The following is a 14,048-nucleotide window of genomic DNA, read 5'->3' as shown; positions in this document are numbered from 1 at the left end:
CGGAACTTCGCCCACAAGGGGATTTGACTATGGGAAGCATCAAGAAGGCATTCGATCTCACCGGCAAGAATGCCCTTGTTACAGGCGGCTCCCGCGGCCTTGGGCTGCAAATCGCCGAGGCGCTAGGTGAGCAAGGGGCGCGGGTCGTGATTTCCTCTCGCAAGGCGCCGGATCTGGAAAAGGCCCAGGCGCATCTTGCCGGTCTCGGTATCAAGGCAGAGTGGATCGCAGCGGATAATGCCAGGGACGAAGACGTCAAGCGGCTCACCGACGAAGCGATCAAGAAGCTCGGCCGGGTAGACATTCTGGTGAACAATGCGGGCGCAACCTGGGGCGCGCCGACGGAAGATCACCCGATCGAAGCCTGGGACAAGGTGATGAATCTGAATATCCGCTCGCTGTTCCTGCTCAGCCAACAGATTGCGAAGCACTCGATGATTCCCAACAAGTATGGCCGCATTATCAACCTTGCGTCGATCGCGGGCCTGTTCGGAAGTTCCGGAGTATGCAGATGATCGCCTACAACACGAGCAAGGGCGCGGTGGTTAACTTCACGCGAGCCCTGGCGGGTAGTTGGGGACGCTACGGAATTACGGCCAATGCTCTGGCGCCCGGCTTCTTTCCGTCGAGGATGACGAGGGGCACGATCGAAGCTGTCGGGGTCGAAAAGCTCGCCGCCGGCGCGCCGCTGCGCCGCATCGGTGACGAGGACGATCTGAAAGGCGCCGCGGTTCTCTTCGCCAGCGACGCGGGCAAGCACATCACCGGTCAGACCCTTGCCGTCGATGGCGGTCTGACTTCGGTGATATCGGGCTAGAGAACCACCAGCGGCAGCGTCTCGGCAGCCAGGGCCGGCGTTTGGCTGCGTGCCATGTGACGAGAAGTCTTCGCCTGATGCGTGGTAAGCGAACGGCCGCTCGTGGTGGCGGGCTCAATTGGTCAGCGCAACACTCTAATCTTTTAGCAAAGATGGAGTGTGGACATGAAACAGCGACGTCGCATTTATTACTCGGCGGCCCAGCGATCAGAAATCTGGGATCGGTGACAGGCCGGCGAGCCGATGAGTTCGATCGGACGCCGATTTGACCGGGAATCCTCGTCGGTCTTCTCAGTGATCTCGCCGACCGGCGGCATCCGTCCTCCGGATCGGCGCCGTGCCAAGCAGGCGCTCAGCCTTTCTGAACGAGAGGAGATATCTCGATGGCTCAGCATGCGCTGCTCGTTGCGGTCGATCGCGCGCCACTTGGGACGATCTGCGTCAACCATCAGCCGTGAAGTCCAGCGCAATGGCGGGGCGGATCGCTATCGGGCTGCGGGGTCCGATCGGGCCGGGTGGGATCGGGCGCGGCGCCCAAAGCTTTGCAAGCTGGCTTGCCGTCCGTTCCTGAGGCGGACAGTATCAACCTTGCTGCAGCGGCAATGGTCACCGGAGCAAATTGCCGGCTGGCTCAAGCGCACATTTCCGGGGGAACCTCAAAAGCAGGTGTCACACGAGACGATCTATCGCAGCCTGTTCATTCAGGCGCGCGGCGTGCTGAAAAAGGAGCTTCTTGAGCACCTGAGGGCGAGGCGCACGGTCCGCCGATCCAGGCATGCCAGCATGAAACGAAACGGGCTCGGGCAGATCAAGAATGCCGTGTCCATCAGCGAGAGGCCGGCATCTGTTGAAGATCGCGCCGTGCCGGGCCACTGGGAGGGCGACCTGATCGGCGGGTCCAGGAATAGCTATGTCGCAACGCTTGTCGAGCGCCATTCGCGCTACGTGATGCTGGTCAAGGTTGCGAACAAGGATACCGAAAGCGTTGTCTCGGCACTGATCCAACAATCGCAGCGATTGCTGAGCGAACTTTACCGCTGACCTGGGACAGAGGCAAGGAGCTCGCGGACCATCAACGCCTGACATTGGCCACCGAGGTCGAGGTCTACTTTTGTGATCCTCGATCTCCCTGGCAGCGCGGCTCAAACGAAAACACCAACAGATTGCTGCGCCAGTGTCTTCCGCGTGGCACCGATCTGTTCTTGCACAGCCAGGCCAAGCTCAGTGCCATCGCAAGGCAGCTCAATGAAAGGCCGAGAAAGACCTTGCTCTATCAGACGCCGGCTGAGAAGTTGCGGAAGTGGCGATCGTCTGATTGACTGTACTGCCCAATGATATTCGTCTTCAGTTGAAAATCCGGCCGAATGACGACCGGGCGAATATTCGTTGCGGACGACCAGCCGCTCTTGCAAGACCCGCACGTCGTTATTCCGGCAGACCTGCAAACCGCGCAGCTTCAAGGAATTTCTGGACAGTAACCGCGCGCCGATAGAGAACGCTGCTGCTCTCCGGACCCAAATAATTCGACACGCGCAATCCGGGGACCATACGACGTAAGTCAGCCATCGACCTGCAGGCGTCTTCGACCCGTCCCGCGCAGAAATAACTGGCGATCACTCCCTTTAGCCCCGAAGGCCAGACCAGTTCGCGAAGCCCCCTTTCATACCAGAGAATGGCTTCGGCGTAACGACTTGCATTGAAGTGCGCCAGGCCTATCGAACTCATAGCGGCGTAGCCGTAGAGGTCGCGCGGGCTGAGCCGCATCCCCAGCATGAGATCACTGATGGCAGTATCTGTTTCACCGCGCCACGCTTTTATGATTCCACTCGTGAAGTGGCCGTGCGCAAGGTTTGGATTTGCGAGTCTCGCTTTCTGGATCAACTCGTCGCCGGCATCCAGATCGCCAAGGTTGGCGGCCATCGCATAGCCTACTGCGGTGAGCGCGGTTGCGTCGTCGGTACCCAGGTCTCTGACGCACTTCGCGAGGCGCCTGACTTCCGCGTCATCATCGGCTTCATTGCCGGGCCACTGGTAGTGTCGCCGCACTACGAGGCACATCGCGGCATACCCGTAGGGAGTGGCGAAGCTGGGGTCGATCACCATTGCACGGTGGAAATACCGCAATGCCTCGTCATTGTTCTCGCTGGTCGATGGTCTGTACATCGCGGGAAGGCCAACGTAGCACGCCGTGATGGCATCCACGCTGTTCGTCGGCCTTCTGCGCGCTCGCGCGATCTCCTCGCGCTCCAACGTCGGCGCGATGGCCGAGATGACGCGCTCTGTCACTTCATCCTGAAAGTCGAAAACGCTCGACAGCGCGCCGTCGAAGTGATCGGCCCAGAGATGCGCGCCTGTGGTCGTCTCTATGAGCTGCCCGGTGATGCGCAGGCGATCGCCCGACTTGCGAACGCTGCCTTCGAGCACGTATCGCACGCCTAGCTCACGGCCGACCTGCTTCAGGTCGACCGCTTTCGCCTTGTACGTAAAACTCGAATTTCGTGCGATCACAAATATCGACTTGAAACGTGACAACGCGGTGATGATGTCTTCCACCATTCCGTCGGCGAAATACTCCTGTTCAGCGTCTCCGCTCATGTTGACGAAGGGAAGGACGGCGATTGAGGGGCGATCGGGGAAGGCCAGCTGCGGCGCCGCCATGATCGAGACGGTGCCGTCAAACCGGGCGCGATAGGCGTGGACCGGTTGTGCGATGTTCTTCAGGTTCTGTTGTCCGATGTCTTCAAAAGAAACGTCTAGCTTCCCCAAGACCTGCTGGTAAACGTAGTCTGAAATGCAAATGCCGCCGGGCTCGGCTATCCCTTCCAGACGGGCAGCAACGTTTACGCCGTCGCCCAGAATATCGTCATCCTGGATCAACACGTCCCCGAGATTGATCCCGATACGGAACAGCATGCGGCGGTCTTCCGCCACGTGCGTGTTTCGCTCGGCCATGGTCGCCTGCACAGACGCCGCGCATTCGACCGCCGCTACAATCGACGGGAATTCCAGCAAAACGCCGTCGCCGGTGTTCTTGACGATCCTGCCGCCGTAGCGGCCGACAATCGGGTCGACAGCGGCGAGGTGTCCGCGCATCGCCTGCGCGGTCCCGACCTCGTCCAGGCCCATCAGCCGACTGTAGCCAGCCACGTCAGCAGCCACAATGGCAGCGAGACGGCGGGCGACTGGCGGCGGATGCGAAGACTGCCCCATTAAGTCACGTTCTCCCCAGCGCAGCATACAGAATCTGTTGCCTCTTGGGGAGTCAGAGGTGATTACCGAGCCTGGCTCGATAGCATCGGCCTGAAGTCCCCATTGGGTCATTTACGTCGGTTTGTTCGGACGCCAACGATTTCTGGTCTTCCCCGAGGGCGGACACCGTCACGGCCGTGCTGCGGTTGCTCATCCGCCACATCGGCACTGACCGGCGCGACTAGCCCACTACCTTTGCAGCAAGAATAGCAGCGAGCCTGGCGCGGCGAGCTCATTCCGGCATGCCAGCGATCCGAAAAGCTTGGGCCAATCTTTCGATATCTTCCGCCCTGCGAAATGGGGTCCTGTCCTTGATACCGGAAATGCGTTGGGTAGGGTCCAGTTGCAGTGCGAGCATGCACGCCTGTCGTGCTTCTTCAACTCGTCCAGACATCGCATGGCACGCCATCATGATACGTTGTCCGGGCAAAAAAATGGGTTGCTGCCGGACAGCAGTTGCCGCCCACGATGAGGCCTCCTCATTGCGGCCAGCGAGAAAATGAGCGAAAGCCATCCCGGTCTGCGGAGTGAAGATCGATGGATCTAGCGGGCTCAAACGCAGCGCGACTTGGAATTGCTCGATCGCGGCGTCGATTTCTCCAGAAAAGAGGTGAACCCACCCCCTCAAAGATCGCGCGGTAGCCTGATTTGGATCCAGATTTATCGCCCGCGAGAGGAGGGCCGCGCCTTCCTCGACCTCGCCCACTACGAAAGCGAGCGCATATCCGGCCCGTGCAAGCACCGATGGATCGTCCTTATCGAGTTCGATCGCCCGTCTCGCGAGACGTCGGGCTTCAACTCGTTCCTGAGAGGCATCGGAGCTCCAGCCAAAAGATTTCCTTTGAGCATAGCAACGAGCGCTGAGCGCGTACGCTGCGGCGAATTCGGGATCGATACCGCTGGCAATTTCCGCGAACTTGAGGGCTTCAATAGTCTCGTCGCGGGTGCGCCGATAAAGGCTGGCGAGCGCACGAAGATAGTAGTCGTAGGCCTGAAGGCTTCCAGTCGGCTTGCGTTGTGCTCGCTCGATTTCGGCGCGCTGCAGTTGAGGAGCGATTGCGCCGATCACGCTGCTCGTCACCCGATCCTGCAGATCGAAAATATCTTCAAGCAAGCTGTCGAACTGGTCCGCCCAGAGATGTGCCCCCGTCGCAGCGTCGATCAACTGTCCGGTAATACGAATGCGGTTGCCTGCCTTGCGGACGCTGCCCTCCAGCACGTAGCGAACGCCAAGCTCGCGGCCAACCCGTTTGACGTCGACAGCTTTGCCTTTGTAGGTAAAGCTTGAAGTACGAGCGATGACAAACAGGGATTTTGAGCGCGACAGTCCCGTGATGATGTCTTCCACCATGCCGTCGGCGAAATATTCCTGCTCCGGGTCACCGCTCATGTTCTCAAATGGCAGCACTGCGATGGAGGGTTTGTCGGGGAGCGCGAGGAACTGCGCAGTCGCGGTCGGCGGGTTTGTCAGCATTGCCGGCGAAAAGCTTGCGCCGATGCGCGCGCGCCAGACGCGCATTGGCTCGGCGATATTCTTCAATACCTGCGGACCCATATCGTCATAATCGATACCGATCTTGCCCCGAATTTGCCGATGAGCATCGTCTGAAATGCTGACGCCGCCTGGTTCTGCGATCCCTTCGAGACGCACCGCAATATTGACCCCGTCACCGAAGATATCGTTCTCTTCGATGATTATATCACCGACGTGAATGCCGATGCGAAATTCGATCCGCTTGATCTGCGGCACATCGATATTTTGTTCGGCCACGCCGCGTTGGATTTCGTCGGCACATCGCACGGCGTCGACCACGCTGGCGAACTCAACGAGAGCGCCGTCCCCGGTATTCTTGACGATGCGTCCGTGATGCTCGGCTATTTTGGGATCGAAAAGCGTCTTTCTGAGAGCTTTCAGTTGCGCCAGCGTGCCTTCTTCGTCGATCCCTATTAAGCGGCAAGAGCCCGCGACATCCGCCGCCAGAATAGCCGCCAGTCGCCGCTCTACGTGCTCGCTGCTCAAGATCGACCCCCGGGCTCGGGGAAATTGAATGGTTATATAGCAGGATTGTGGGCCGATGTCCGGCTATGCTCATGTCCGAAAGGGGTCATTCGCGTCGGTTTGACCGGACCACGGCGACTTCCAGTCTACTCCGGTGAACGGACATTCTCAGGATAGGCGGGCATGTCTCAAAGGTGCCATAAGCGGCCGTCAAACCCGGCCTACAGCACTTCCGAAAACCGAAATGCCAAATACAGACATCGGCCAACTCGATCTTAGCCCGAGCATCACCAAACCGGATTGAACTCGAACTCAGTGGCTGGAAGGGGGCGGACCACTCCATTACATCTGCTCCGAACCACTCACGGGAGCCGATCACTTAGCGTCACGCCTAAGCGAGCCAGCGTTTGCGCCGCTTGTAGTGCTTCCCATCGCGGAATGATTTGCGCTTGTCCCCGGCGACGCCGAGATAGAATTCCTTGACGTCCTCATTTGCAGCGAGCGCCCGCGCCTTGCCGTCCATCACCACGCGGCCATTTTCGAGGATGTATCCGTGGCTGGCATATTTGAGCGCCATGTTGGTGTTCTGCTCGGCAAGGAGAAACGAGACACCTTCCTTGACGTTGAGATACTTAACGATCTCGAAGATCTCTTCGACGATTTGCGGCGCGAGGCCCATCGAAGGCTCGTCGAGCAGGATCATCTTCGGGCGCGACATCAGCGCGCGGCCGAGCGCGCACATCTGCTGTTCGCCGCCCGACGTATAGCCGGCGGTCGAACCACGCCGCTGCCCGAGACGGGGGAAATAGGCATAGACTCGCTCCAGGTCCTGCGCAATCGCGGACTTGCCGTCCCTGCGCGTGAAGGCGCCGGCCAAGAGATTCTCTTCGACAGTGAGGTGGGCGAAGCAACGCCGCCCCTCCATCACCTGAATGCAGCCACGCCGCACCAACTCGCTTGGCGACAGGGACTGCACTTCGACACCGTCGAACAGGATCGAGCCCTTGGTGACCTCGCCGCGCTCCGCATGCAGCAGATTGGAGATCGCCTTCAGCGTCGTTGTCTTGCCCGCACCATTGGCGCCGAGAAGCGCGACAATTCCGCCCCGCGGCACATCCAGCGATACACCCTTCAACACGAGGATGACGTGACTGTAGACAACCTCGATATTGTTGACCGACAGAAACAGCGTTGCCGCTTCTGTCGCCGTGGTGGCCTTAGTGACTGACACGCAGCCCTCTCCAAACGGTTGCAGCTCTCGGGAGACCCGGGAGGAGGCGAACGCCCTCCCGGATCGCTGAGAAGCGTTCAGCTTTCTTTCGAGCAGTCGCGCGGCTGGATCTTCTTTTCCGCGGCATACTTCGCAGAAACTTCGTCCACGAGCGGTTCGGTGTCGGACTGGTTGGCCGTGTACCAGTCGGAGATGACTTTCCAGCCCTTGCCGTCCCACTGCTGTACGCGCCCCTCGCGCGCGCCCTCGTGGTCGGAGCAGGAAATCTTGATCGGCTTCAACATGCCCTCAAAGCCGAGTTCCTTGAGACGTGCATCCGAGAGGTTGAGGTTCTCCAGACCCCAACGGACTTGCTCGCCCGTCAGCGGCTTCTTGGCGAACTTTTCCTGCGCCTTGCGGATCGCCTCCACGCCGAGCATGGCGTTCACCATGCCGCGGTTATAGAGAACTTCGCCGACCTTGCCAGGCTCCGACAACCCCTTGCCCTTGGCATAGACGTGCTTTTCGATGTCGGCATGCACGGAGAACTTGCCCGCGCCATGCTGAAGCATCAGCGCCTTATAACCAGCGGCTTGATCGCCTGCGGGCGTCACATCCGGCTCGGCGCCTGACCACCAAACACCGAGCATCTTATCGCGCGGATAGGCAACAGCCGCCGCTTCCTTGACTGCCGTGCCGTTCATGACGCCCCAGCCCCAGAGCAAAACATAGTCCGGCCGGTTCTGGCGGATCGCCAGCCATTGCGACTTCTGTTCGACACCGGGGTGCGTAACCGGGATCGGCGTAAACTCAAAGCCGTGCTTCTTTGCCAGCACCTGCAGCATCGGGATCGGCTCCTTGCCGTAAGGGCTGTCGTGAAAGACCAGCGAAATCTTCTTGCCTTTCAGCTTGTCGAAACCGCCGACCTCTTTGGCGATGTGCTGGATCGCAATATCGGCGGCCGACCAGTACGTGCCGAGCAACGGGAAGTTGTACGAGAACACAGCTCCGTTCTTGGAGTCGGCGCGGCCATAGCCCATCGTGATGATTGGGATCTTGTCAGTCGTGGTCTTTTCAGTGAGGGCGAATGTAATGCCGGTCGACAGCGGATTGACGAAGGCCGCGCCGGTCGGGCCCTTGCCTTTGAGACGCTCATAACACTCAACACCCTTGTCGGTGGCGTAGCCGGTCTCGCATTCCTCGACCAGGAGCTTGACGCCATTTATGCCCCCGTCGCGCTCATTGACCAGGTTGTAGTAGTCGGCCATGCCGTTTGCGAACGGTACGCCATTCACGGCGTACGCGCCGGTCCGGTAGGACAGTATCGGGATGAACTGCTCGTTCTGCGCTGCAGCCGGAGTGGCAAGCGCCACGCCCGATAATACGGCTGCCGCCAGTATCAGTTTGTTGCGTACCATATCGACGTCCTCCTCTTTCAGCCCGGCTTTGCGGTACCGGGTCCTGTTTTGCGAGCTTCCTTGCTCCTTCTGCCAACGACCGCCGCTCCGCGTTGCGTTCTCCGGTTTCCTTCGCGCTGGCCGCCCCTTCAGTAGGGAAACGGCCAAAGTCTGAGCTTCTCCTTGCCAAGCGATATGAGCCGGGCAAACCCGTGTGGCTCCTTGATGAGAAGATAGCAGATCAACGATCCAAAGATGATGAATTCCAGGTGCGTGATCGTTTCTGTCGACAGCGGCACGCCGAGTTCGGATGGAATCAGGTTCAGCAGGATCGGCAGAATGAGGATAAAGGCCGCACCTACGAACGCCCCCATGATCGATCCCAACCCGCCAATGATCACCATAAACAGAAGCTGCAACGAACGGTCGATGGAGAACGCGAGCGGCTCCCACGAGCCCAGATAGACGAACGCCCAGAGTGCGCCCGCCACGCCGATGATAAATGAAGAAACCGCGAAAGCCGTGAGCTTTGCATAGAGCGGCCGGATACCGATCAACTCGGCGGCGATGTCCATGTCGCGGATCGCCATCCATTGTCTGCCGAGATTGCCGCGAACGAGGTTCTTCGCCAGAACCGCGAACACCGTTACGAAGATCAGGCACAGCATATAGCGCTCGATCGGCGTGCCAACGTTCAGACCGAAGAAATCTAGTGTCGGTGCATTGACCGACCCTGACGGCGCATAATTGGTGAACCACGACACCCGCAGGAACACCCAGTCGAAGAAGAACTGCGCTGCAAGTGTTGCAACCGCCAGATAGAGGCCCTTGATCCGCAGACTGGGAACACCGAAGAGGATGCCGACAACCGCCGCCGTGAGCCCGCCGAGCAAAATGGATAGCAGTACGGGCAACGGCGGGATCGAAATCGCGAAGCCAAGCCAGGCAAGCGGAATATGAACGCCGGTCCCCAACTTGTAGGCAGAGTAGGCGCCGATGGCCATGAACGCGCCGCTGCCGAGCGAGATCTGGCCGCAATAGCCGACAAGAATGTTTACGCCGATAGCGGCGAGTGCGAGGATAAGGAAGGGCAGCAGAATGGCGCGTAGCAGATAGTCGCTGCCGAACGGCCAAACGTGGAAGTTGGCCAGCAGGGGCACGCCAATGAAGGCGATACCGAGCAAGATGGCGAGCGCTATACGGTCCTGGCGGATCGGGAAGATCGCCATATCCTCCGCGTAGGTCGCCTTGAATTGGCCAGCCTCGCGATAAAGCACAACTACCTCCTCGTCTCAGATACGTTCGATGATCCGCTCGCCGAACAGACCCTGCGGCCGTACAAGCAGCACCGCCAACGCCAGCACATAGGCGAACCAATATTCGATACCGCCCCCTATATGCGGCCCCAGAAACCCCTCGGCGATCTTCTCGCCCGCACCCACAATGAGCCCGCCGACGATGGCTCCAGGAACGGAGGTAAAGCCCCCAATGATCAGAACCGGCAGAGCCTTCAGCGCGAGAAAAGTGATGGAGAACTGTACGCCCAGCTTGGTACCCCACACAGTCGCCGCAACCAGCGCAACGAGACCGGCAACAAACCAAACCACGAACCAGATCCAGCTGATTGGAATCCCGACCGACTGCGCGGCCAGGTGGTCGTCGGCAACCGCCCTGAGTGCGCGACCGGTCTTGGTACGCTGGAAGAAGATCGCGAGGCCGGCGACCAGAATGCCGGCGATAAAGCCGCCCCAGACATCCAGCTTGTTGACCAGAATTCCACCCGGAAAGAGGTTTTCAAACAGGAACCAGGCGTCCGTCGGAAACAGCCGCAAAGGGTAAGCATCGGAACCGAAGATCATCTGCGCCGCGCCTTCGAGGATGAATGTCGCACCGATAGTGGACATGAACAGCGTAAGGCCGTCCTGGTTGACAAGAGGTCCGATCACGAACCGCTCGATCAGCCAGGCCGTTATCGCCATGATCACGACGGCGAAGCCGATGCCGATGATGATCGCAGCCCAAAGCGGGAAGCCCTTGGCCACCAGGAAGTCAAGCGAGCGGACCAGCGCCAGCCCTGCGAGCAATACCATTGCGCCCTGGGCAAAATTAAAGACACCGGATGCCTTGAAGATAAGCACGAAGCCGAGCGCGACCAGCGAATATAGCACGCCGGACAGCAACCCGCCGATCAGCACTTCGAGAAATTGACCCAATGCGATCACGCAATGCTCCTTAGTGCGCGACGCCGAGATAGGCGTCGATGACGGCCTGGTTCCTCTTGACTTCATCCGGCGTGCCGTCGGCGATCTTCACGCCATGATCGAGCACCACCACGCGATGGGAGAGATCCATCACCACAGCCATGTCGTGCTCGATCAGCGCGATGGTCGTGCCGTAATGATCGTTCACGTCGATGACGAACCGCGACATGTCCTCCTTCTCTTCGAGGTTCATGCCTGCCATCGGCTCGTCGAGGAGAAGAAGATCGGGCTCCATCGCAAGGGCACGGCCGAGTTCGACGCGTTTCTGCAGGCCGTATGGCAAACGCGCAACCGGCACCTTCCGGATCGCCTCAATTTCCAGGAAATCGATGATCTCCTCGACCCGGTGCCGATGCTCGATCTCCTCTGCCAGCGCAGGGCCGTAACGCAGCATCTGCCACAGAAGGCCCCGGCGCATCCTCAGCGTGCGGCCAGCCATAATATTGTCGAGCGCGCTCATTCCCTTGAACAGTGCGACGTTCTGAAAGGTGCGCGCGATACCGCCACGGGACGCCTCGAAAGGCTGCATCCTGGCACGGGTCAGACCCTTGAAGGTGATGGCGCCATGATTCGGGTGATAGAAGCCATTGATGACGTTGAGCATCGAGGTTTTGCCGGCGCCATTCGGTCCGATGATGGCGCGAATTTCGCCCTTCCTGATGTCAAACGAAACGTCCGTCAGCGCTTTCACGCCGCCAAACGCCAGCGATACGCCCTCAGCCTGAAGCAAGATTTCGTTCGTGTCCGGCGCTCTCATGCGGCCTCCCCCAGAGATTCCGTCGAACCAGCTGTTTGCAAGTCGCGGATCTTGACCCGCGCCGCGATCACGCCCTTGCGGCCATCCTCAAAAGTGACTTCGGTGGAAATGTCGGCTTCATGCGAACCGTTGAAGAGCGCGGTGACCAGTGGAGCATAGCGCTCGGCGACGAACCCGCGGCGAACTTTCTGCGTGCGGGTCAATTCGCCATCGTCCGCGTCGAGTTCCTTATGCAAAATGAGAAAGCGACGAATCTGCGCGCTCGCCATCACCTTTTCTTCCGCGAGGGAGCGGTTCACCTTGGCAACATCTTTCGCCACCATGTCGTAGACCAGCGGATGCCCCGCCAGCTCCTGGTAGGAACCGTAGGCAACGTTGTTACGTTCGGCCCAGTTTGCAACAGCGGCCGGGTCGATATTGAGAATGGCGCAAACGAACTCCCTGGAGTCGCCGAAAGCGACCGCTTCCTTGATGTTGGGAAAGAACTTCAATTTGTTCTCGAGATACTTCGGCGCAAATATCGTGCCGTCGACCAGCCGGCCGACATCCTTTGCGCGATCGATGATCTTCAGATGTCCCGTCTTCTCGTCGAAGAAACCGGCATCGCCGGTCTTGACGTAACCGTCAGCCGTCAGGGTCTCCGCAGTCTTCGCCTGATCCTTGAAATATCCGACAAACATGCCGGGTGAACGGAACTGCACCTCACCTGATTCCGCAATGCGGATGTCGACATTCGGCGCCGCTGGCCCAACAGTATCGGAGTAGATCTCCCCGTCAGGCTGACAGGTGACGTAGAGGAAAGCTTCAGTCTGACCGTAGAGTTGCTTCAGGTTCAACCCGATCGAGCGGTAAAACGCGAAAAGATCCGGACCGATGGCCTCACCTGCAGTATAGGCAACGCGTATGCGAGACAGCCCAAGAACGTTTTTAAGGGGCTCGTAGAGCATCAAGCGCCCGAGCGCGTAGAGCAGCCGGCCTGACAGCGGCACTGGTTTTCCGGTCAAAATCGACTCGCCATGCCGTCGCGCAATGCCAAGGAAGTAGTCGAACATTCGCCGCTTGATTGGCGCAGCGTCCTGCATGCGGATCATCACCCGCGTCAGCATGTTTTCGAAAACGCGCGGCGGAGCGAAATAAAAGGTTGGTCCGATCTCGCGCAAATCCTGCTCGACCGTCTCACCGCTCTCAGGGCACGCCATGCAAAACCCAGCGGCAAGGCCCTGTGCATAGTTGAGATAATGATCGCCCACCCAGGCGAGCGGCAGATAGGCAAGCGCCACGTCGCTATCGGTCAATCTATCGAACCTGACAGTATCCGTCACAGCGTCGATGCAGCCTCGCGCCGACAGCATGACGCCCTTCGACGCGCCGGTTGTTCCCGAGGTGTAGAGGATGATCGAGATGTCAGAACCTTCACTCTGCCAAATGATTTCATCGATCTGCCCGCCAAGCGCAGCGTTGGCCGCGAGCGCGGCGCGACCGTCTTCGATGACATCGTGGATTGCGATCAATCGGCTGTGATCGTACTCACGGAGTCCGCGCGGCTCGTCGTAAACAATCTTCTGGAGATGCGGCACCCGGTCGGATACGGACAAAACCTTATCGACCTGCTCCTGATCTTGCGCCGCGACAAACCTGACATCGGCGTGAGCGAGGACATAGGCAAGCTCCTCAGCCACTGCATCTGAATAGACCGGAACCGGAATCGCGCGCAGCGTCTGCGCTGCCATCACGGTCCAGTAGAGCTTCGGCCGGTTGGAACCGACGATGGCGATCGTGTCCCCTGGCTGCAATCCAAGTCGCTGCAAGCCCGCGGCATGAGCATGCACGATCTCGGCGACCTGGCTCCAGGTCCACGTCTGCCAGACGCCAAGATCCTTATGCCGAAACGCCGGACGGTTGCCAAACTGCGCGGCATTTCGCAGAAGCAACTTGGGGAACGTGTCAAACGATCCGCCAACGGCCATATAGGCCTCCATCCAAAAACGGCGCGTTGGTTCGCGCTTTGGTTATGGTGACCTGCGCCCTTCAGGCAGCAGCCATGCGCATGCTTCTCCTCACAATACAAGGGATCGAAAGTCCTACAAGCCCAGTTTGGCAGCCCCCGACGCGGCTGATTAGGTATTAAGTATTAATGAGAAAGGGTGTTCGTTGCGAATTGGCCGTTGGATGGGCTATTGGGCGCGTGTCGCAACGCAATCACCTTGTGTCCGAGATGGGTCAAAAGCTGCCCTGACGGCGTTAACGTACGACTTCCGCTTCACCCCTGATAACGGACATGCAGCGACTGTTGCGCCGTGTCGGAAGGGTGAGAAAGTCTCGCCAATGGCACATGCTCTCCTCCCCGTAACCGAGGAG

Annotated in this window: 10 protein-coding genes and 1 pseudogene; 3 read left to right on the top strand and 8 right to left on the bottom strand. The window is 59.3% G+C overall.

Annotation, left to right across the window (positions count from 1 at the left end; translation table 11 throughout):
• Window positions 1-29 precede the first annotated feature (29 nt).
• The 3 genes and pseudogenes from JQ597_RS38045 (at window position 30) to JQ597_RS04995 (ending at window position 2,136) form a co-directional block, all read left to right on the top strand.
• A complete protein-coding gene (locus JQ597_RS38045; RefSeq protein ID WP_283813393.1) occupies window positions 30-515 on the top strand; it encodes an SDR family NAD(P)-dependent oxidoreductase in 486 nt (161 codons plus the stop codon).
• On the top strand, window positions 512-817 hold the full coding sequence (locus JQ597_RS38040) for an SDR family oxidoreductase (protein ID WP_283813392.1): 306 nt from the start codon (window positions 512-514) through the stop codon (window positions 815-817). The genes JQ597_RS38045 and JQ597_RS38040 overlap by 4 nt, the downstream gene beginning before the upstream one ends.
• Before the next feature lie 165 nt (window positions 818-982).
• A pseudogene (locus JQ597_RS04995) lies at window positions 983-2,136 on the top strand (IS30 family transposase).
• A 106-nt stretch (window positions 2,137-2,242) separates the two neighbouring features.
• On the opposite strand, the gene JQ597_RS04990 reads toward JQ597_RS04995, so the two are convergent.
• From JQ597_RS04990 to JQ597_RS04955, 8 genes are all read right to left on the bottom strand, one after another.
• Window positions 2,243-4,054, bottom strand: a complete 1,812-nt coding sequence (locus JQ597_RS04990) for an adenylate/guanylate cyclase domain-containing protein (RefSeq protein ID WP_212263130.1) — start codon at window positions 4,052-4,054, stop codon at window positions 2,243-2,245.
• A 244-nt stretch (window positions 4,055-4,298) separates the two neighbouring features.
• Entirely contained in the window at window positions 4,299-6,086 is a 1,788-nt protein-coding gene (locus JQ597_RS04985) for an adenylate/guanylate cyclase domain-containing protein (RefSeq protein WP_249147382.1), read from the bottom strand.
• Between the two features lie 370 nt (window positions 6,087-6,456).
• Window positions 6,457-7,296 carry an ABC transporter ATP-binding protein gene (locus JQ597_RS04980; RefSeq protein WP_212263129.1) on the bottom strand — a complete coding sequence of 280 codons (840 nt, stop codon included), beginning with the start codon at window positions 7,294-7,296 and terminating at the stop codon, window positions 6,457-6,459.
• A 77-nt stretch (window positions 7,297-7,373) separates the two neighbouring features.
• A complete protein-coding gene (locus JQ597_RS04975) occupies window positions 7,374-8,693 on the bottom strand; it encodes an ABC transporter substrate-binding protein (protein WP_212263128.1) in 1,320 nt (439 codons plus the stop codon).
• Window positions 8,694-8,821: 128 nt separating this feature from the next.
• Complete coding sequence (locus JQ597_RS04970; protein WP_212263127.1) at window positions 8,822-9,949, bottom strand: branched-chain amino acid ABC transporter permease; 1,128 nt, start codon at window positions 9,947-9,949, stop codon at window positions 8,822-8,824.
• Window positions 9,950-9,964: 15 nt separating this feature from the next.
• Window positions 9,965-10,894 (bottom strand): branched-chain amino acid ABC transporter permease, encoded by a 930-nt coding sequence (locus JQ597_RS04965; protein WP_349628784.1) that lies wholly within the window; start codon window positions 10,892-10,894, stop codon window positions 9,965-9,967.
• A 10-nt stretch (window positions 10,895-10,904) separates the two neighbouring features.
• The gene (locus tag JQ597_RS04960; protein ID WP_212263125.1) at window positions 10,905-11,690 is read right to left on the bottom strand and encodes an ABC transporter ATP-binding protein; all 786 of its coding nucleotides are present in this window, start codon (window positions 11,688-11,690) and stop codon (window positions 10,905-10,907) included.
• Window positions 11,687-13,657 (bottom strand): AMP-binding protein, encoded by a 1,971-nt coding sequence (locus tag JQ597_RS04955; protein ID WP_212263124.1) that lies wholly within the window; start codon window positions 13,655-13,657, stop codon window positions 11,687-11,689. Before JQ597_RS04955 ends, JQ597_RS04960 begins: the two co-directional genes overlap by 4 nt.
• Window positions 13,658-14,048 lie beyond the last annotated feature (391 nt).

The organism is Bradyrhizobium sp. AUGA SZCCT0177, assembly GCF_018130125.1.
In the GTDB taxonomy this organism is placed as follows: Bacteria; Pseudomonadota; Alphaproteobacteria; order Rhizobiales; family Xanthobacteraceae; genus Bradyrhizobium.
Note: the sequence above shows the minus strand (reverse complement) of the source record. Positions and strands in the feature narration are given on the sequence as shown.